The sequence below is a fragment of the Falsochrobactrum shanghaiense genome, assembly GCF_003149535.1.
In the GTDB taxonomy this organism is placed as follows: Bacteria; Pseudomonadota; Alphaproteobacteria; order Rhizobiales; family Rhizobiaceae; genus Brucella; species Brucella shanghaiense.
Map to the genome: position 1 here is coordinate 1 of NZ_QGDB01000008.1, position 19,365 is coordinate 19,365.

A 19,365-nucleotide genomic window follows, 5' to 3' on the forward strand; every position below is an offset into this window, starting at 1 on the left:
TCAACAGCCACGAGATCCTCTTCGGTCAGCGTACTGGTCAATTCGACGCGACGCTCGCGCCGCATCAGGCGCAGATAATCCTCATAAGCGAGCAAAACGGTGCGTGGACGGCCGTTTTTGGTTATAATGACCGGATCGCGCACGGCGACGCCCTGATACGCGCCAAAATTCTTCGAAATGACTGCGGCTGTTACTGTGGATGTCATGGTCAACCTCCGTTTTCCGTAATATACGTAATTTACGGTCTTTCTGCAACTCTCATGGCACTGGACGCGAGCTTTTGATGGCGAAACCAAAACCCATATCTTCCGATAACCATCATCGAGCAGAACAACTGGACGCGATTGCCGCCATTCTGCCGCTGCACCGGCGCGATCTGCTCGCCGGTCTGGCTTACCTGGAGGCGTGCTGCAACCGGAAGGCCCCTCCCCTAAGCCAGAACAATTTCCTGATCGCCGCCTGCACAATTTGCCGCGCGGATGTCCTCGGATTAGTGCTGAACCAGGCCGATGACCGGGATCGACGGAACATGTCCGTCCGCTGGAAGGATCTCTTTCAACGACAGGCCGACGTCGACCAATGACGAGCGAGTGAGCCGGTTGACACGGGACAGCGCAGTCCATGACAATTCTATGGTCTCTCCATTGGCCTCGGGCCTCAGCTGTCCGCCAGCCAGGCGAACGCTGTAATATATACCGATATTGTGATGCTCGGAATCGCCGGGAACGATACGCTCGGCTGCCGGAATGACCCTCGAATCGACGCCCAGCAAGCGTTCAACCACTGCGCAACATCCGGTTTCCTCGGCAACTTCCCGGATTACGGCATCAATGGGGTCTTCCCCATGTTCTACCTTCCCTCCCGGGAGTGACCAGATGCCGGATGCCTGACGGACCAGCAATACGCTCTGCTGCTCAATACAAACCGCATAGGCTGCGAGCCGAAAACTCATCCACAATCCCGCTGAAACTGAAAGTCTGACATCATTATCACATTGTTTCGTAAGCTTCCTGAAACAACATTGCAAATTCTGAGCTAAAGAGAGTAGCGTTATCGGTGGTGATGGGGTTTGAAGCCGCAAACGCTGAAAGGCAAGGCCAAAGCCGGTATGGATAGATCGAAAACTGAATCGATTCTAGAGAACAGACAGGGTGCTACCTAACGGCGTGCCGAAGCGCCCGACACCCTCACCGCCATTCTGCCGAGGAACCGGCGCGATCTGCTCGCCGCGCTGCCCAGCGATGAGGATGTTGAAACCCTGCGCCATTTGGTCAATGCAGGCATGAGCGAGAATACTTTACGCGCGCTGGCCTCCGATCTTGCCTATCTCGAAGCCTGGGCGCTGGCGGCGACGGCAAGCCCCCTGCCCTGGCCAGCACCCGAAGCCCTGCTGCTCAAATTCATTGCCCATCATTTGTGGCGGGAAGCACAGCGCGACATTGATCCCGGTCATGGCATGCCGGCCGATTTGGAAGCTGCGCTGCGCCAGCAGGTTGCGGCTCTCAGTCCCGCACGCGCCATCCACCATGCCCCGCCGCAAGAGCCCCAACGCCATCACCGCCGATATTCTGGCCAAAATGCTTGCCACCTGTACCGGCGACGATCTACGGGCCATTGGTGACCGGACCATCCTGATGGTGGCCTTTGCCTCCGGCGGGCGTCGGCGCAGCGAAATCGCCAGCCTGCGCGTCGAGCAACTTCTCGAGCAGCCGCCGGTTGCCGTGGCTGATGGCCCTCCCCTCCCCTCCCTCGGCATCCATTTTGGCCGCACCAAGACCAGCGCTGCCGAACAGGAGGCCCTCGTTTATCTGACCGGACGGCCCGTCGAGGCGCTCAAGCACTGGCTGGAAGCTTCAAAAATTGACAAAGGCAGCGTGTTTCGCAAGATCGACCGCTGGGGCAACCTCTCCGCTCGCGCCCTTGAACCCAGTGCCATCAATGCAATCGTCAAACAGCGCGCCCGGATGATCGGGTTGGATCCGCGCGCCTTCTCAGTGCACGACCTGCGCGCCGGTCCTCAGTGGATTGATTTTCCCAGCGTAGGCTTTTCACACTTTTCAGGATGCACTCTAATAGCTGTGAAAGCATGTTCCAGTCATCTGGAAATCAACGTTAAATATATTCTTTATTGCTGTCATTCAGGTGCCAAGCCTGATTCATAGACTTTCTTCCCGGCAAAATATGTTTCCAGGACTTTTGTCTGCCTCAATAATTCAACGTCAACCTCGAGAACATCACGATCAACGACAATAAAATCCGCCTGCTTCCCGGCGGTCAGCGTGCCAATTTCGTGCGCTAGGCCAATTGCTTGAGCAGCATGACGGGTATAAGCAAGCAACATAGTCTCTACGTCTAGTCTTTCTTCCGGATTTAAACCGCCATCCGGACCGCCGCGGATCATGGCGTGGTGCATGGCCTCCCATGGATTAGCAGTGGAAATCGGCCAATCACTTGCACCAGCAATTATCGCGCCCCGCTCTTGCAATGAACGGGCCGGGTACTGTCCCATAAATTCAGCATCGCTGATATAGGGCTTAACCAAATCCAGCAGATAATTATCCACTTCCGCCCAATGCAATTGCATCACGGCAATCACATTCAGAGGCGCAAAACGTGCATGGTCTTTTTCATTTACCAATTGCAAATGCGTAATGGAATGAATGACCCCACTCTCACGCTTTTTACGCGCAGCTTCAAAAGCGTCCAGAGATTCCCGTACGGCACGGTCACCCAAGGCATGAATATGCACCAACCAACCGCGTTCATCAGCGGCATCGACCAATGCATTTAAACCCGGAGCGTTCAGCAGCATTTCACCTTGCTTGCCTGAATTCGTGTAATTTCCGAGTATAGCGGCACTTTGTGCCGGATATTCCAATACGCCGTCCGCAAATATCTTAATACCCGGCATTGTCAAATTCTTTATGCCCTGAAATTTCTGTCGAACAACATCAAGCTGATCAAGATCAGCTATATCACTTTGAGGGCTCGCCACTAACAAGGCCGCCACATGAGCCGTCAGTTGCCCTTTTTCACTTAAAAGGCGGTAGGCCGGCAATATACCCGTTCCAGTGCTGGCAAGCGCTCGAGAGAACAGCGTTTCACCCGGCCCGGCATTCGCCGCTGGGTCCATCCAAGCTGTAATACCATAGCGATTATTATTGTTTATTGCATATTGGCCCGCTTTGAGTAGAAGGTCATCATCAGGTGCGGGCATATGGATGGTAACCAGATCAACACCTGCATCAATAAGCACCCCGTTAGGCTTGTCGTCGGGACCGATCCCGATAGTATGACGGCGCTCAGGCGCAAGACGGCTGACGAAGTCGGCATCAATTCCGGCTTTTTTCTCAAGCATGGCGCGATTGGCCCAGGCGGTATGTAAGTCAGAGCCCATCAGCACCAATGGCTTCTCTTGCCAACGATTGCTATCGAACATCTGCTGTAAAGAATCCGGATCACTCCAGGTGGCCGGATTGGCGCCAAAAATGACGAGAGGATCTTCCTCGTTTTTGTTTGATTCCTCCAGCCATTTCTCAACTTTCTGAGAAAGAACTGCAATGTCCATCGCTTCATCTTCGAGATTTGGCGACAACTCAGCTAAAGCTCCTATTATAGCATGCGTATGAGCATCAATCAGGCCAGGCAGAACGCGTCTGTCCTGCAAGTCCACTAACTGTGTCTGCGACCCTTTATATTGCAAAACTTTATTCTGTTCACCAACCGCGAGGATGCGCCCATTTTCAACCGCGATTGCCTGGGCTGTAGGCATCGTTTCATCAGCAGTAAATATCCGCGCGTTGATGAAAATAGTTTCAGGCGCTGCACAGGCCACTTGGACGCCAAGCAAAAATATTACAACAGCCGCTCCCGCACGCAATACCGTTACTGAACACATATCCAGCCCCCCTTTTCTTGTAAAATTGATCAGAAGATTGCCTATCTCAGGATCAGAGTTTGTCAATTGCCAAACAAGAAAATGGCTCGATTGAAAAATTTTCGCCAGCGAGGGTAATTGTATTCTTCATGATCTCAGAATGCCGTGCCGTGAATTGCGCTGTTTTCCGCTCGAGGATTCCGGATCGGGCAGGGACAACGCGGTGTCCTGCTCATTTTCCAACCGGTTTATATAGATTCCGATTCGATTCTATGGCAATGGCCATATTTTATATGTCATCTTCAAAGATAACGGTCCAACATAACGCTTATTTTCATTATCTCTGGGGTGTGATAACGACCATTAACTTACTGATAAGGTTAATTATTCATGCTTATCAGTGTATTCTGTTAACTTTCTATTAACGAATAATTCCTTGCAGCAAAAGCACTTCTAGCTATCATCACAGAAAATGAACCGTTTTTGCTAATATCGCGTGATGAGAGACTTTTCTGTGAGCACAATGATTCAGCCTGCACGGCAGGATGTGTACAATTCCATCGGCGATCAAGCTGAAATTTTAAGCTCGTCCCTTCAAGCGATGAGCGAGGCTCTGTTTCCGCCGACGGCCTCCAAAGAACTTCGTCGCTTCACATCAACCGAGGCCGCGAAGCTTATTGGAGTTTCAGATTCCCATCTTCGTAAGATGAGCATTGCCGGTGACGGGCCGCAACCTGAAACTTCCAGCAACGGCCGTCGTCTTTATACTCTTGGTGACATCAATGCGCTTCGTCGGCTTCTTGCGAATAATATTCGTGGCCGTGACCCCATTGAGCTAGTCCCATATCGCCGTTCACACGAACACCTGCAGGTTCTCGCCGTCACCAATTTCAAGGGAGGGTCTGGGAAGACCACGACCTCTGCTCACCTTGCTCAATATCTAGCTCTCCAAGGCTATAGGGTGCTTGCTGTCGACCTAGACCCCCAGGCGTCTCTGTCTGCCCTATTAGGCGTCATGCCAGAAGTTGACGTCCATTCCAATCAGACGTTATATGCTGCCATCCGATATGACGAGGAGAAACGACCGCTATCGGATATCATCCGCAAAACCTATTTTGACGGCCTCGATCTGGTGCCCGGCAATCTGGAGCTGATGGAATTTGAGCATACGACGCCGAAGGCCCTAACATCAGGTGATCGTAGCCAGCCACTGTTCTTCATGAGAATTGCGGATGCGATTGATCAGGTTTCTGATGATTACGACATCGTGGTTATCGACTGCCCCCCTCAGCTAGGCTTTCTAACCTTGTCCGGTTTGTGTGCGGCAACTTCAATGATTGTTACCGTTCATCCGCAAATGCTGGATATCTCATCGATGTCCCAGTTCCTGCTTATGACCCGCGATCTGCTGTCTGTCGTGAAAGAAGCTGGCGGCAACCTCCAATACGATTTTATTCGCTATCTGTTGACCCGGTACGAGCCACAGGACGCACCCCAGACTAAAGTAGCTGCCCTACTCCGCAATCTCTTTGACGATAGCGTGCTTGTAAACCCAATGCTTAAATCTGCAGCGGTATCAGATGCGGGCCTTTCAAAGCAAACACTGTACGAAATAGGCCGCGAGAATCTGACACGCTCGACATATGATCGCGCAATGGAAGCACTTGATGCGGTAAATGGTGAAATCGAAAGCCTCGTTAAGCAGGCTTGGGGACGTGAACCATGAAGCTATTGGGACGTCCCAACTTAATTGAACGGCGTATACCTGTTGGGACGTCCCAACAGTTTTTAAACAAATTCAATAACGGAGGGAGCCGTGAGTAGAAAAGACACCATTAGTAATCTTTTCCTGCAAAAGCGGGAACTCCCGACACCTCCGAAATCCGTAGACCAAGATCGCGTTCGTACCGGTGCGATTGGAGCAATGGGTGCATCTCTGAAGGAGCTTGCAGAGTCCGCAAAGCAAGCCAACGACCTTCAAAAACAATTGGAAGAAGCCGACGCTATTTTAGAAATTGAGCCTAGGCTCATTGATCCTTCGCGAATTGCTGATCGCATTTCCATTGATGTGGACCCGGCATTCGATAGGCTGGTTGAAAGCATTCGGGAGAATGGTCAGCAGGTGCCGATCCTATTGAGGCCGCATCCAGATAATGCATCTCGCTTCCAGATTGCGTATGGTCGGCGTCGTCTTAGAGCCGCTCAAGCTCTTGGAATAAAAGTTCGAGCTATCGTTAGAAAGCTCACCGACAACGAACTAATTGTAGCTCAAGGTAGGGAAAACCTTGATCGTCAGGATCTCTCATTTATTGAGAAAGCATTCTTTGCCAAAAATCTTGAAGACGAAGGCACTGAGAGAGCAGTCATCATTTCGGCACTTGACATGGATAAGTCCGATGTCAGTCGACTGATTTCAATTGCCAGAAAAGCACCTGTCAGCCTCATCCGCATTATCGGTTCCGCATCAAAGGCTGGCCGTAAACGCTGGATGGAGCTGCTCGAACACCTTGAAAACGAAAAAAAGCTGGAGGCGGCACAAAGCCTTTTGAATAGTGCAGATATGAAATCTCTCGATAGTGATCAGCGTTTCACACGGCTCATATCAGCACTTCGCCAAATCAAATCTGATGCCCTCGATGCTGATTCAAACAACATGGATTATTCAGCAGCCAAAAGTTGGCAATCTAAGGATTCTTCGATAACGCTAATAATGAATCAGAAGCCTAAATTAGTCGAGATACAGCTTAAAAACAAAAATGCAAGGCCGTTCAGCGACTGGCTATCGAGTCGCTTGGATACTCTTTATGATGAATTCGAGCGGACCAAAGAAGAGAAATCAGGAGACTAATCGCAAAAGAAAAAGGCCCCCAAACGTCACCGTCGTGGAAGCCTCTCTCAATCTGTAGCAAGTCTGAGAATCGCATTTCCATGAATCACTGTCAAGAGTTATTGGCGTCGTTTTGGCGGACAGATTTCTTTTGCCTTAGAGAAAGGTGAGAGGAAATGCAGAATTTACAGTCTTTAGCGTCCGCAATATGCGGGCGAACAAGAATGCGTGCCCGGAATCCAGTTCCTGCTAAACCAGAAGGCGCAGGGCAGGGCAGGGGACCTAATCGCTGGCTGCTCTATAAACAGCTCTGTGTGGCCAAGTCAGCATTCGGTCTCAATGACCGCTGCCTTGCCGTGCTCAGTTCGCTTTTGTCATTTCTTCCGGAAGATGACATGCATGAGAAAAACGGGCTCATCGTTTTTCCGTCCAATCGCCAGCTTTCTCTGCGCGCCCACGGCATGCCGGAATCAACATTGCGCCGCCATCTGGCTTCCCTGATCGAAGCGGGCATTATTGCCCGCAAGGACAGCCCGACCCGCAAACGCTATGCACATAAGGACAGGGACGGGGGCGTTGAACTCGCCTTCGGCTTTTCCTTTGCCCCTTTGCTTTCTCGTGCTTCTGAAATCGCCACGATTGCGGATAAAATTCTGGTCGATCAGAAAGCGCTGAAACGGCTGCGCGATGAAGTCTCGGTTATTCGGCGTGATATCGCCGCAACATTTTCAGATAACAGAGATGCTTGCGGCAACCTCGATGAAGGTTTGACGGACCTGTTTGGCCAATTCCGCAAAGTCGTGGAGGCCATTCCTCGCCGTACCTCCCTCAATGAGCTGACAGCCATCAGGGCCAATCTCGAAGCCATTCGGGCTGAACTCGTTATCACATTGAATAATATAGAGATTGTTCGGGAAATGAGCGGCAGCGTCGCTCAATATGAGCGGCACCATAATGAATCCCTCACAGAATCCCATTTTGAATCTCAAAATAATGAAAAGATTGAATTGAAAGAGCATTCTTCGGAAACCATTGTTCCTGTGAATTCAGAAAAAGAAATTTCAGTTGCCCATTCATCTTCCATCTCTCTCGATCAGGTGCTTCGGACATGTCCGGATATCTGCGACTATGGAAGAGGCGGGATCAGCTCATGGCGTGATTTACATGATGTCTCGAAGGCCGTATCCAGCTTCCTCGGCATCAGCCAATCAGCCTATCGGGAAGCTGTAACCTTTATGGGGGGAGAGGCCACATCCACGGCCATTGCATGGATTCTCCAGAAACTGACAACCATCAGTTCACCCGGCGGTTATTTGCGGTCTTTGACCCGGAAGGCGAGGCGAGGGGAGTTTTCCATCGCGTCATTACTCATGAGCGGATTGAAAGCCCGGACCATTTCTTTGAAGGGATTGGCCTGATGCTGCAAAGGTCTGCTTGCCCGGCGCCGGATCACATCTACCGCCCGGATGCATCTGACGGAGTTCAGGTGCTGTTTGATAGCATTCAGCGCCGCACATTCGCCTATTTCTGGGAGGGTGCCCATCCCGTCAGTGGCCTGGCCTATGATCGCAGACTGACCTATGGCGAGCCCAAAAATGACCTCATCGCTGTTGGAGCATCAGGCTTTTCGTTTATTGCCATGGTCATTGGCATATATCGTGGCTGGATTGCGCCCCGTGAAGCCCTTGAGCGGCTTGGAAGGATGCTATCGATGCTGGAAAAAACAACACGGTATCATGGCGCATTTCCTCATTTCATAAATGGCGCTACAGGCGAAACCGTTCCTTTCTCGCGCGTTGATGATGGCGGTGATCTCGTGGAAACGGCGCTTCTTGTTCAGGGCATGATTTGTGCGCGCGAGTTTTTCTGCGGAGCGGATCCTGTAGAGGCCATCATACGTAAACGAATAGACAGCATCATCGATCAGATTGAATGGGACTGGTATACAAAGGGTGGCAAGGCGACACTTTTCTGGCACTGGAGCCCGAAGCATGGCTGGCGAAAGAATCTTACCGTCTCGGGATGGAACGAAGCGCTCATGACCTATGTTCTTGCGCTGGGTGCAAGGACGTATGCAATTGATGCCGACCTCTACCATTCGGGTTGGGCACGCTTTGGTCACTTCAGAAACGGAGCATCATATTATGGTTTGGAATTGCCTCTCGGCAAGCCCTTTGGCGGACCGCTGTTTTTGTCCCAATTGCCGTTCTGCGTGCTTGATCCCCGGTTATGGCAGGATGGCTATGCCGATTACTGGCAGCAGGCTAGTGCGCACGCGGCGGTCAATTATCGCCATTGTTTGGAAAACCCACACAACTATCGCGAATATGGCCCCAACTGCTGGGGGTTAACAGCCTGCCACGGACCAGATGGCTATCTTATTTGCTGTCCGGTCAATGACATGGGAATTGTCGCACCCTCCGCCTCGCTGTCTTCGTTTCCCTTTTTGCCCGAGCAAGCCGAGACCGCCTTGCGTTTCTTTTTAAGCTATCAGAGCGGACGTCTGCTCGGGCGCTTTGGTTTTGTCGACGCGTTTGCGCCCGAAACCGGCTGGGTTGCCAGAACTAGCCTTGCTCTCAATCAAGGCTCTACCCTTGCTATGATCGAGAACTATCGCACCGGTCTCCTGTGGAAACTCTTTGCAAAAGCATCAGAATGGCAAAAAGCCCGAAGGCTTATTGCGAATTAAGGAAAACTAGGGGACCGTAAGAGAGGGCGGCCATCAGTGTGCCATGGCCCTGACATTCAGGCACACTATTGAAGACCCAAGCCACTTCCATATCCGCGACAACCATCAACGCTGATACTGCCATAGAATAGCGGACACGGTGATGGAATGCCCGAGCCTGACCTTCAACCAACCTATTTAAGGTCCTCTAAAACAGCAGGTCACGGATGACCGCGGCTTTCACAAAATGTTCGGCCTGTCAGGAGATGTGACCAAAATTCGCGGAACTGGCGTCAATATAATTCGTTCATTTGAGCGATGGGCGCAAACCAGATGTGGATAGTGGTCATGTATAAGTTTTCGACAGTTGCAGCGTTGATCATGTCGACGCTTATCTCCACCGCTCCGGCGAATGCCCAAAGCATTGAGATCGGTCCGAATGGCGTGCAGATAAACCCGGATGGAAGCCGTCGCATGGAGCGCGAGCGCCATGATGATCGCAATGAAATAAGCGAGCGCCGCGCCGCGCGGATCGCGCAACGCGAGGGGATGGACGAAATAGAAACCATATCCCGACGCAGGAATGTATATGTCGTCCGGGGCCTGGATCGCGGCGACAATCCTATGCGGGTCGTTATTGATCGTGATACTGGCGAGGTACTCGAGGCGCGATAAAACAGAATGATCCGCTCCGGCCTCTTCATCTAGCCCGCGCTTGTCGAAATCGCATTTTGTTAGGCAATATCCGGGAACAAGAGCATCCTCTTGCTGAATTGCGGGTTCACCCTATTTCATTTTCTGGTAGGCCTCATGAACGATATATCCAGGATCGCCCTTTCCAAACCGGAATCCGCGGATCATGTCCGCACTGTCTCTTGCCTCAACGATAAGAAAAAAGTTCCAGATCAGAGCTTGTTCTGCCTGCTATTGCCGAGGCGATAGCCTGCGAGGCGATCATCGCGAATGTAATTCCATTGCCCCCGAAACCCATTGCTGTAAAAATACGCTCATACCCCGGAACGCGATCAATGATCGGCAGTCCATCTTTTGTGACTCCGAAAGGGGACGACCAGACATATTTGGGCCTGCCAATATCGATGCCTGTGAGATTTCTCAGCTTTTCTTTGATGACAGCTGCCTTATCCGCTAATTTCGCAGGATCAGCATTGCTTTCTTGCGCTTCCTCATCTTCGCCGCCGACAATAATGCGTCCGGATTCATCGGTTCTCAGGTAAAGATAAGGATCGGCTGCTTCCCAGACGAGCATCTCTCCCATCCAGATGGGAAGATCGGCTATGGGTTCTGAGGCCAAAGCCCAGGTCGATGTTATCCTGTGCGATTTTGTCTCCATCTGGGGCAGATACTCATAGCCCGTACAGAATACCGCATGATCAGCAATCAGAACCTCGCCTTGGCGGGTAGCCAGGGCGACGCCTGAGGACAACTCTGCCATATCGGTAATCTCGACCGGAGAAACGATCTGCGCCTTGCGCGTCAATGCTGCGCGTAACAGACCGGCAGCCAATTGTGCCGGATTGGCAGATGCCGATTCTTCCGACAGGATAGCGCCAGTCCGGTCCAAACCGAAGCGCTCAATCAGATCAGCGCGTTTGAGATAATTAGCCTTGATTCCAATTTTGTTACGCGCCGTAGCTTCCTTAGCGAGCGCTCGCGCTCCCAATTCATTGCCCGCCAGATAAAGCGCAGGTTTAAAACACATTTTACACTCGATATTGAGCTTGAGTGTCAAATTAACCAGGTCCCCCACGGCTTGCACCGAGCGCAGCCACGCGGCATCGGCCCGTTTCTCTCCGATTTTCTTGCGTAAGCGCGTCAGTGGCACATCTATTTCATGCTGGATCATTGCGGTTGATGCAGAGGTTGATCCGCGCACCGGTGGACGCCGGTCCAAAATCAGCACGCTCTTCCCGGCGCGGGTGAGCGCTTCTGCCATCAGGGCACCCATGATGCCGGCTCCGATAACAATAATATCGAAGCGCTCACGCGGGAGATGCTTAATTGCCTTCACTGTGGAGTTTGGCGTGTTTATCCAGAAAGGCGTGCCGGTGCGCAGATCGTCTTTACGTGTCACTGCATCACGATCGGCCATGACAATCTGCTCCTACGGATAAAGCCGCAATTTCAGTCAAAGAAAAACAAAAACTGAGAAGCCAACGGGTCTGCTCCCGTTATTTCAGCTTTCCGCTTTGAACTTTTTTGCTTCTTCCAGCAGTTTTTGCCGGTTCCTCCCGAAAGTTTCAATCAGCTTGCGCGCCTGAAGCGGCGAAATGTCGGAGTTTTCGGCCAGGAATTTAACATCTTCGTCGTCAGTCAGGGGAGTGGTTGAATTCTCATTCATAATGGAGCGTCCTTTCTGGTCTATGGAATTGCTTGGCGATGGCATTGCCTGTCCTATGAAATCACGAAATATCCAATGATTATCCCTGCAATAATGACCGACCACCAGATAAGATAGGCTGGTCCCTCCCGGATTTCGGCAGCGCAGCCGCCAAAGGGGCAGGGATATTCTCGCCGGTGTTGATCCATTTATCTGATAGCTCTGTGTTCATCCTATTATCCTCCCGCTTTTAACAGCGAGGCAGATGAATTGTTCCCCGGGTTTTTCGCTGCTTGCTTGCCATTTGGTCCTTCAACGGCCCGCCATCTGCCGGTTGAATGAAACAATCTCCGTTTTGAAAAGTTAATTCATCAGTTTCAAACCAAGGAGGCCGCCATGAAACAGAACCCTAAACCCGGAACCACAGAGCAGAAACCAAAATGGGAAGGTCCGCCAGAAAACCGGCCGCGTGGGTACGAACCGGCAGAGGACGACCCGGTGACAAAACGCGATGCCGCTGGCCACAATCTTTCCGACCCGGACCGCAAGAACCTGTCCGATGCGTTTAGCGTACCAAAGCACGCGAGAAACAAGGCAGGTAAACAATGACCCAGCCCTTCAATCCCCCACTTACAGCCATTGCATTGAATGCTACTTTGAAGCGAGGCGACGATAAGCACCCCTCCTCGACCGAGCGGATATTGCGCTATCTCGAGACGCATTTGGCTCCCTATGATGTCACAACGGAACATATACGACTGAGTGAATTTAATATCGAACCAGGCGTTACATCGCTTGAAAGCGACAGGGATGATTGGCCGCGCATCAGGGAAAAAATTATTAACGCAGATATTCTGATTTTCGGCAGTCCAATCTGGCTCGGACAGCCATCAAGTATCTGCAAGCGCGTGCTTGAGCGTATGGATGCCTTTCTTTCCGAGACTGACGATCACAATCGAATGCCTTCCTACGGGCGTATCGCTGTTGTAGCCGTGGTGGGCAATGAGGACGGAGCGCATTTGGTGTCATCGCAGCTCTATCAGGCATTGAATGATGTGGGCTTTACTATTCCCGCCAACGGCGTGACCTATTGGGTCGGAGAAGCCATGCAATCCACCAATTTCGTTGATCTGGCAGAAGTACCTGAAACCGTAGCTTCCGCCACAAAAATGCTGGCCGCTAACTGCGCGCATCTAGCCCGATTGTTGAAAAATGCCCCTTATCCCGGTTCAGGCTGATATTTAAAAGAGAAGGGCAAGCCCGCAAGATCCAAAACACAACAACAGGCTACCGGTGCCGCTTTGGCTGCAAAACGCAGAGATAAGCCAAGAAAGCGGACCCGAACGAAAATCCCGGGGCCTTTCCGATGCGCTCGTGTCGTCAGGATGGGTCCGACAGGGTCGGCAATGTCCATTTCGCTCCGTTGCAATTGGGGCAGCGCTCCGTTTCAGGCGATGGACACGCAATAACCATTCCACAACATAGACAACAATGCGGTTCATCGTCAGCGGGCGAAGGAAAGAGAGGAGCGCGAGGCACCAGATCGTGGGGAGGTACAATCGTCAAGCCGGGTTTGGGGCTGCGGTAGCGGAATATGCTGAGATTACCATTCGCTTCTATGAATGCCCATTCGACCTCGCCCAGATTTCGGATTCCATGCAGTCGGAGGCGCTCCATAACTTCCATTTCATTCATATCACGTCTGGAGCTGCCGGGCTGATCGATGATTCCTTCATGCACCAATGTGGTAGGGGAATTATCAAATACCGATTTAAGAGGCGCCCAATTATGGATCCACCGATCCAGCAATTTCGTTATGGTAATAATTACCGTTATCACCAGAAGGGCGTGGAGGATCGGAACGTCGGCATAAAATGCAACATCTCCGACCGCTGATCCCAGAGCAATAATGAGGACAAAGTCCAACAAGGACATCTGCGCTACGGCTCGTCCGCTTAAGACGCGAAGGAGAGCGAAACAATAAATATAGGAAAGAACGCTCCGGAATATAATTTCGACAAAGAATAACAGAGGTTCTTCGCCCATCCACATACGAATGCTTTCAAAAGCAACCACAGGATCTTCCAATTGGCTCCTCCATCGCCAGCAAACCGCGTTGGCCCGGTTGCTCACATCGTACCGATAAAGCTCCGGCCGTTGGCAACAGGCCGCCTAAGCTGATGCAGATATTTTCCCTGCTTTTCCAGAAAAATTATTTTTTCAGATTCCGATTGTGTAATCCCGCAACACGATCCCAATTCCGGTTTGCAATACAGACGGTTTCGGTAGGGACCGCAGCGTAGCGTGCCGGGTCGGAGATTCGAGCGATAAATGAAGCCGGAAATTCATCGCGGGCCCATTTGGCAATGACTGCTCATATCAAGATCAAAGAAAAGCTCCTATAACATGCAGGACCTTTTCTTTGACCAGACTGACTGCCCGAGAAGGCTACTTGTGATAAGCCAGTCCTCCCCAAATTCTTCCTTCGTCCCGGTGACGACCACCTCGAACAGCACCAATATAGGCTGCAACGGCAGCCACCAAGGCAGACGCTGCCAGAAGAAATGCGCTCAAAATTCCAGCAACTCTCGTCTTCTCGGCGATTTCCGCTGCCTGTGTCTTAGCTTCCTCCAGGGACTTATTGGCCTGCTCTTTGACTTCAGCGATCTGCTTTTGTGCATCTTCGAGTTTTTTCTCGGCTTCTGTTCGTATCGCCTGTACACGTTCGATTGTCTGGTTCACGCGGTTCTGGGCGTCGGACTCACTCACGCCAGCCTGAACAGTTACCTGACGCACGAGCCACGCTTTATCGTCATCCGTGATCTGTCCGCTTGAGAGCAGATTGGCAAGAACAGCACTTATCTGCCGCGAGAAATCAACAGCGTTTTGAGTATACGGGGCGGGCGTCTCTTGTTCGCTATGACGCAGGAGAGTTTCTGTGAAATAGTCGATTGGATTAGCCTTCAATCCTTCGGGAAGCATTTGTTCGATCGTAGGCGCTGCAGCTTGCCCCACTCCCTGAAGCATCCCGCCTGCAGCGCTACCGGTCCCGGATACAATACCTCCAGCCAATTGACCCATGCCTTGAGCGGCCCCTCCGATAGCGCTTCCGGCAGCTTCGGTGGCAGTTTGTGCAGCATTCCCGATTGCCTTGGCTCCGCCCGATAAAATCGAGAGAGCAAACAGTGCAGAAATCAGGGTTCCCAGTCCCCAAACCGCTAAGCCATTCAAACCGTCGCGCACCGTCAATTCATCTCGAGTTGAATTACCAGCGGGCCTGCGCATGCGACCGGCGATATAGCCGCCCAGCATGTAAGATCCCACCATCGAGATAATTGCAAACAATGCTGTGATCACCAGCCACATTGCGCTTATGTCACCACCCTCATCCAGGGAAATCGAACTGAGGCCCAATCCGCTGGCGAACGTAGTCAAAATAATCATGGAACCAGACGTTATTACTGTACCTGCAAAAATTGCAGGCCAGTCCACATAGCTACGATCAGTATTACCGTCGACAACAGGTTGCTCAACCATTAGCGTAACCCCAGAAACGATAATATGAACAAAACGATAACGACCAGGCCAACCAGATATATTATTGAGTTCATGTTGGTTCTCTCCATGTCTTCATGAATGGATGTTCCTAAACATTCGCGCTTCTTAAAAGTTCCAAATCTACTCATAAATTTCGATAATACGGGCGAGGTGACACTGATGCGTCACTCAATATGCAATATGGTCATCGGCCTGGGTGCGTAAAAAGAACAATCATCCAACCAACGGTCCACAAAGAGTGGGTAGTCAGAGAAATCTTGCTTCAGGTCCCATCTTCCTCAGAGGTCGTGTCACCAGTCTTCTTCAGATAGCGGGAATATGCAAAGCCGCATGCTAACAACACCGGTAAGCCAGCTATCACAATCCAAAATAAGAGTTCTCCCATCTTGCCGATTCCCGTGATGAAGGGTACCCGATAAAAGCAGAGCAAAAACAATCAGAGGGCTCGGCCAAGGCTGGTATCGGACACATGGTTACAATTTCATCCCCGTCATCTAACAAATAGAAATGAAGATTGTTCCTGTCCGAACGAAGCGTTTCATGCAATTCGGATCGTTATCGGCGGCCCCAGTCACCAATACAGGCCCGAGCCGTTTAAGTTTGTCTGCCAACCCCATGGGAGAGCCTCCTGCGGCTTTGCGCCATATTCCTTAATTTCGTGCATCTAACGCGTTAGAGCTGGATATGTTGCTGACGGGACGTCGGTTTTTTTACATTGGCTCTGAGCGTAAAGCCGTACTTTTAAAGCAATTGCTCATCGGGCGGATGGGGTTTTTATCTAAATTCGACTATTCTTATGGTCAGGAAGACTGGAGAAAGGAATAAAATGCCTTTTAAAACCGGGCTCATACGGGGTGAATTGGGAGACGGCTGCATACATCTTTGCATAGATATGCAGAATCTCTTCGGGCCTTCGTCCCCTTGGCATGTCCCGTGGACCGAAGCCGTGTTGCCCAGTATCGTGAAAATTTGCACCCGGCATCCCGAAGAAACGGTCTTCACTCGTTTTATTCCGCCTAAAACAGCGGAAGCCACCTATGGGACATGGAAGCACTATTACCAAAAATGGGAAATGCTAACACTTGATCGCATCGATCCGGCGCTTATCCAACTCATCGATCCATTGCAAAGGTTTACACCGCCGGCTGTATTGCTGGACAAAAGAGTTTATTCGCCTTGGACGGAGGGAGCTTTACAGCGCCATTTGCAGACCAGGAATATCCATACTGTAATAATAAGCGGAGCAGAAACCGATCTTTGCGTTCTCGCCACTCTTCTCGGAGCCGTGGATCGTGGTTATCGAACGATTATGGTTTCTGACGCGGTATGCAGTGTCTCCGATAACGCGCACGATGCAATTATTTCGCTATGCCACGAACGATTTAGCGAACAGCTTGAACTGGTCCGCACAGAAGAGTTGATCGACGCTTGGCGATGAGATTCTAAAATATGGAACTTTTGGGAGAACTGGCGGTTCATCGGCGGAGGAGGAAGCCGTCATGGAACAGATGCATTGGGATGAGGTTGTCGTTATCGAAATAGCCGATGGAATAACGAGGACAGTCAAGACAGTCGCAGACGCGGAGAACATCTTATTGTCTCAATGGAATAAATTCGAGCTCAATAGTCTGGGGAGAGCCCTGAAAGCCTGCCTTTTATGTAATCATGATCTCGCGAGTACAAAGGTTGCGAGACATGCCTTCCAAATAGCCGCTTTACAAGCGGGAATTCTTATATGATGTCTTGGGAGGATTCACTTCGGTTTATTCAGTTGCCGGTGTTAATTATTTAAAAATATTGAACCAAAAGATCCGCATGCTCTCGCAATATCGTAGCCGCTTCCTGCGGAGTTTCGGTATCCAGTAAAGCTGCAATAGCTGCCTCTAAAATCAAAAGATTTCTAGCTTTCAGATGGCGTATGCGCGCTCTTTCAGCGATCAAATCAAGTTTTTCCTGGCTCATTTGTTTTGTCCTTAATTGCCTACTCACCTGTAGGTTTGGAGCGGCTCGAAGAAGCCGCTCCATTCATCGGGCGCTTGTTAGCGACGACGACGATCCTCATAATCATTATCCCGGCGCTCTTCCCAGCCGCGGCGCGAGGCTTCGGAATGTCCTTCCGGATCGCCGAACCACCCACCGCGACCGCGATCGCTTTCCACGATGGATATCTGTGGCGCTTGTGATTTTTGTGGAACCATTATGTGTTCTATAACCTCAAATCGGCTGTCCCTCGAAAAGGCCTCTCGTTGAGGGGGATTATGTCCAGCACGTTCATCGTCAACGCGATAGTCGCGGGAGTGATGATCGCTTGATTATCCTTCGTCCCGATCGCAGTAACTGCTTACACACCGCTCATTGCCGCGATTCCGGTAAGGGTCGTTATAATAATCGTCTTGATCTTTGTTTTTGTTACCGACCCGGCATAACGCAAACTTCTCTGTTAAAATCGAATAACGAGCATCCCAACAAGACGAGCCACATCATTGTTCCTTGTTAATTGAAAATCTTTCCCAAGCGCTCACCTAGATGATGATGCTGCCTTGAGGCCAACGGGGATGAAACAAAAGGGTTTTCTGATGTGTGTGGGGTTTCTTGCCTGCGATTTGGCGTGCAAAGAAAAGAAGCGGCCCAGAGGCCGCTCATAGCTTATATATAATGATGACAAAAATCGTAGCTTTTACTACTTATTCTTGTGGCTTTGTTGACCAGCTTTCACATGTTGCTCATGACTACCGCCGCGTTGATCAGCGCTTTTCTTGTCATCAGCATTTTTATGACTCTGCTCGCCGGCTTTCACATGCTGTTCGTGTGTGCCGCCTCTTTGGCCAGAGCCGCCTTGCTTGTTCTCGGGCATTTTACTTCCTCCTGCGTGCTGCATTGCACAAGGATCGAACCGTCGCCGAGCGGCAATGTTCCTTTCTAGAAATAATTCTTTTGGCGATATAATAATCACTGGCCGAGCTACTCCGCTGTTATGAATCATTCGTCCTATTCCCGCAAAGACATGGATTATCGGGTGCTTCCTCCGCGCCAATCCCGCATGATTAACCATCTCTATGGGGCTTGCACCTCTGGCGAAAGCTGAAGGGAGGTCGATATGCCGCTATTTAATGAAGCGAGCCGCATCTATCGTCCAACGGAAGTGAATCTCATGCGGAAATGCTTTTCGCATGCAAAATCGATATTCTGATCTGGAATACTCCAGTGCAGAGTTAGCATCGTGTATTATCAGGCTTTTCGAAAGCGGATTGCGAAACTCTGACCAGCTCAGTGAGTTTGCCGCTCATCTGGCGCATCTCAAATATGAAAAGCAGCAGGCCAGCACTTCTATCCGCCAAGCCAATTCGGAATACAATATGCGTGCAGTATTATTCAATTATATGAGAGACGCCCCCATCGGCTAAGCCTGTACGGCTCGCGATCCGCATTGCGCGAGCCGTGGCTCTATTTTATTCGTTCAATTGTTCCGCCATTTCAAGATGATGCTGCAATTTCGGAAGAGTCGATGCAGCCCAGGTCTTCAAATCTGCATTGTCGCCTTCTTCGGCATATCGTTTGAATAGGTCGACTGCATCCTCGTGCACATCTTCCTGGTCACTGCGATACTGCTTTGTGAAATCCTCTCCCTGTAAACCTTCCAGCTTATCGAGCATTTCCTGATGATCTTCCGAAAGAGCAGCCGGAATCGTTACCGCGATTGCTTTCGTGGTCACCAGATTTTTCAATTCTTCGGAAGTCTTCTGATGATCGGTAATCATTTGTTGAGCGAAGCTCTTCGTTGTCGGATCAGCCTTTTCAAGAGCAAGTTTGCTTGAATCGATCTCGAACATATCGCTGCTTGCAGCGAGCATCACGAAGTCCTCAGTAGAGGGGGCCGAACCGACAAGCGAATTAATGCCTGTCTTCTCACTCGTGGACTGACTATAGACAGGTGCTGAGACGAGGAGGATAGCTGCAGAGGCAAGCAATATGCGTTTCATGTTCTGGCTCCTTTGGTTTAAAAAGACTTAACCTCCCTCACAAGCATATGTTCCAAATTTGGGTGCCGCGGTTTGCGAATAATTGTGCTCCATGTCGATGGGCATGATTTAATGTCG

General features: G+C 50.8%; 21 protein-coding genes and 2 pseudogenes. 12 read left to right on the forward strand and 11 right to left on the reverse strand.

Annotated features, from left to right (window positions below):
• Together DKP76_RS16280 and DKP76_RS16285 are read right to left on the reverse strand one after the other, a co-directional pair.
• A partial coding sequence (locus tag DKP76_RS16280; RefSeq protein WP_109707755.1) for a type II toxin-antitoxin system prevent-host-death family antitoxin occupies window positions 1–206 on the reverse strand: 206 nt, incomplete at its 3' end.
• 284 nt (window positions 207–490) lie between these two features.
• Window positions 491–952: an NUDIX hydrolase gene (locus DKP76_RS16285; protein WP_109707756.1), complete on the reverse strand. Its 462-nt coding sequence runs from the start codon at window positions 950–952 to the stop codon at window positions 491–493.
• A gap of 243 nt (window positions 953–1,195) precedes the next feature.
• On the opposite strand from DKP76_RS16285, the pseudogene DKP76_RS16290 reads away from it, so the two are divergent.
• A pseudogene (locus DKP76_RS16290) lies at window positions 1,196–2,015 on the forward strand (site-specific integrase); the annotation flags it as partial.
• Window positions 2,016–2,134: 119 nt separating this feature from the next.
• Here DKP76_RS16290 and DKP76_RS16295 read toward each other — a convergent pair.
• The gene (locus DKP76_RS16295; protein ID WP_342587843.1) at window positions 2,135–3,964 is read right to left on the reverse strand and encodes an amidohydrolase; all 1,830 of its coding nucleotides are present in this window, start codon (window positions 3,962–3,964) and stop codon (window positions 2,135–2,137) included.
• 436 nt (window positions 3,965–4,400) lie between these two features.
• Between DKP76_RS16295 and repA the strand changes: the two genes are divergently transcribed.
• The 5 genes from repA to DKP76_RS16320 all read left to right on the forward strand — a co-directional run bounded on the left by repA (window position 4,401) and on the right by DKP76_RS16320 (window position 10,047).
• Window positions 4,401–5,603: a plasmid partitioning protein RepA gene (gene repA, locus DKP76_RS16300; protein ID WP_109707757.1), complete on the forward strand. Its 1,203-nt coding sequence runs from the start codon at window positions 4,401–4,403 to the stop codon at window positions 5,601–5,603.
• 90 nt (window positions 5,604–5,693) lie between these two features.
• The gene (gene repB / locus DKP76_RS16305; protein WP_109707758.1) at window positions 5,694–6,725 is read left to right on the forward strand and encodes a plasmid partitioning protein RepB; all 1,032 of its coding nucleotides are present in this window, start codon (window positions 5,694–5,696) and stop codon (window positions 6,723–6,725) included.
• A 203-nt stretch (window positions 6,726–6,928) separates the two neighbouring features.
• Window positions 6,929–8,122 carry a plasmid replication protein RepC gene (gene repC, locus DKP76_RS16310; RefSeq protein WP_245410255.1) on the forward strand — a complete coding sequence of 398 codons (1,194 nt, stop codon included), beginning with the start codon at window positions 6,929–6,931 and terminating at the stop codon, window positions 8,120–8,122.
• Window positions 8,122–9,393, forward strand: a complete 1,272-nt coding sequence (locus DKP76_RS19660; RefSeq protein WP_109707760.1) for a glucoamylase family protein — start codon at window positions 8,122–8,124, stop codon at window positions 9,391–9,393. Before repC ends, DKP76_RS19660 begins: the two co-directional genes overlap by 1 nt.
• 327 nt (window positions 9,394–9,720) lie before the next feature.
• A complete protein-coding gene (locus DKP76_RS16320; RefSeq protein WP_109707761.1) occupies window positions 9,721–10,047 on the forward strand; it encodes a hypothetical protein in 327 nt (108 codons plus the stop codon).
• A 205-nt stretch (window positions 10,048–10,252) separates the two neighbouring features.
• Here DKP76_RS16320 and DKP76_RS16325 read toward each other — a convergent pair whose 3' ends face one another.
• Entirely contained in the window at window positions 10,253–11,482 is a 1,230-nt protein-coding gene (locus DKP76_RS16325) for an NAD(P)/FAD-dependent oxidoreductase (protein ID WP_109707762.1), read from the reverse strand.
• Between the two features lie 84 nt (window positions 11,483–11,566).
• A complete protein-coding gene (locus DKP76_RS19455; RefSeq protein ID WP_199224829.1) occupies window positions 11,567–11,731 on the reverse strand; it encodes a hypothetical protein in 165 nt (54 codons plus the stop codon).
• Between the two features lie 375 nt (window positions 11,732–12,106).
• Between DKP76_RS19455 and DKP76_RS16335 the strand changes: the two genes are divergently transcribed.
• From DKP76_RS16335 to DKP76_RS19860, 3 genes and pseudogenes are all read left to right on the forward strand, one after another.
• Window positions 12,107–12,319 carry a hypothetical protein gene (locus DKP76_RS16335; protein ID WP_109707764.1) on the forward strand — a complete coding sequence of 71 codons (213 nt, stop codon included), beginning with the start codon at window positions 12,107–12,109 and terminating at the stop codon, window positions 12,317–12,319.
• Complete coding sequence (locus tag DKP76_RS16340; protein ID WP_109707765.1) at window positions 12,316–12,948, forward strand: flavodoxin family protein; 633 nt, start codon at window positions 12,316–12,318, stop codon at window positions 12,946–12,948. Before DKP76_RS16335 ends, DKP76_RS16340 begins: the two co-directional genes overlap by 4 nt.
• A gap of 30 nt (window positions 12,949–12,978) precedes the next feature.
• Window positions 12,979–13,179 (forward strand): annotated as a pseudogene (locus DKP76_RS19860) (DUF3008 family protein); the annotation flags it as partial.
• Here the strand turns inward: DKP76_RS19860 and DKP76_RS16350 are convergent.
• Window positions 13,091–13,798 carry a DUF421 domain-containing protein gene (locus DKP76_RS16350; protein ID WP_146198938.1) on the reverse strand — a complete coding sequence of 236 codons (708 nt, stop codon included), beginning with the start codon at window positions 13,796–13,798 and terminating at the stop codon, window positions 13,091–13,093. The pseudogene DKP76_RS19860 and the gene DKP76_RS16350 sit on opposite strands and share 89 nt — an antisense overlap.
• Before the next feature lie 360 nt (window positions 13,799–14,158).
• Complete coding sequence (locus tag DKP76_RS16355) at window positions 14,159–15,247, reverse strand: hypothetical protein (RefSeq protein ID WP_109707767.1); 1,089 nt, start codon at window positions 15,245–15,247, stop codon at window positions 14,159–14,161.
• Between the two features lie 847 nt (window positions 15,248–16,094).
• Between DKP76_RS16355 and DKP76_RS16360 the strand changes: the two genes are divergently transcribed.
• Window positions 16,095–16,706 carry a cysteine hydrolase family protein gene (locus DKP76_RS16360; protein WP_109707768.1) on the forward strand — a complete coding sequence of 204 codons (612 nt, stop codon included), beginning with the start codon at window positions 16,095–16,097 and terminating at the stop codon, window positions 16,704–16,706.
• A gap of 70 nt (window positions 16,707–16,776) precedes the next feature.
• A complete protein-coding gene (locus tag DKP76_RS16365) occupies window positions 16,777–17,007 on the forward strand; it encodes a DUF982 domain-containing protein (protein ID WP_245410261.1) in 231 nt (76 codons plus the stop codon).
• A 49-nt stretch (window positions 17,008–17,056) separates the two neighbouring features.
• On the opposite strand, the gene DKP76_RS19255 is transcribed toward DKP76_RS16365, so the two are convergent.
• The 3 genes from DKP76_RS19255 to DKP76_RS19460 all read right to left on the reverse strand — a co-directional run bounded on the left by DKP76_RS19255 (window position 17,057) and on the right by DKP76_RS19460 (window position 18,122).
• Complete coding sequence (locus DKP76_RS19255) at window positions 17,057–17,230, reverse strand: hypothetical protein (protein WP_158279451.1); 174 nt, start codon at window positions 17,228–17,230, stop codon at window positions 17,057–17,059.
• A 77-nt stretch (window positions 17,231–17,307) separates the two neighbouring features.
• Window positions 17,308–17,466, reverse strand: a complete 159-nt coding sequence (locus DKP76_RS19260; protein WP_158279452.1) for a hypothetical protein — start codon at window positions 17,464–17,466, stop codon at window positions 17,308–17,310.
• 482 nt (window positions 17,467–17,948) lie between these two features.
• Complete coding sequence (locus DKP76_RS19460; RefSeq protein WP_199224830.1) at window positions 17,949–18,122, reverse strand: hypothetical protein; 174 nt, start codon at window positions 18,120–18,122, stop codon at window positions 17,949–17,951.
• A 316-nt stretch (window positions 18,123–18,438) separates the two neighbouring features.
• Here DKP76_RS19460 and DKP76_RS16375 point away from each other — a divergent pair, with 316 nt between their 5' ends.
• Complete coding sequence (locus DKP76_RS16375; RefSeq protein ID WP_199224831.1) at window positions 18,439–18,672, forward strand: hypothetical protein; 234 nt, start codon at window positions 18,439–18,441, stop codon at window positions 18,670–18,672.
• Window positions 18,673–18,717: 45 nt separating this feature from the next.
• Here the strand turns inward: DKP76_RS16375 and DKP76_RS16380 are convergent, their stop codons facing one another.
• Window positions 18,718–19,248 carry a DUF4142 domain-containing protein gene (locus tag DKP76_RS16380; protein WP_109707771.1) on the reverse strand — a complete coding sequence of 177 codons (531 nt, stop codon included), beginning with the start codon at window positions 19,246–19,248 and terminating at the stop codon, window positions 18,718–18,720.
• Window positions 19,249–19,365: the final 117 nt, after the last annotated feature.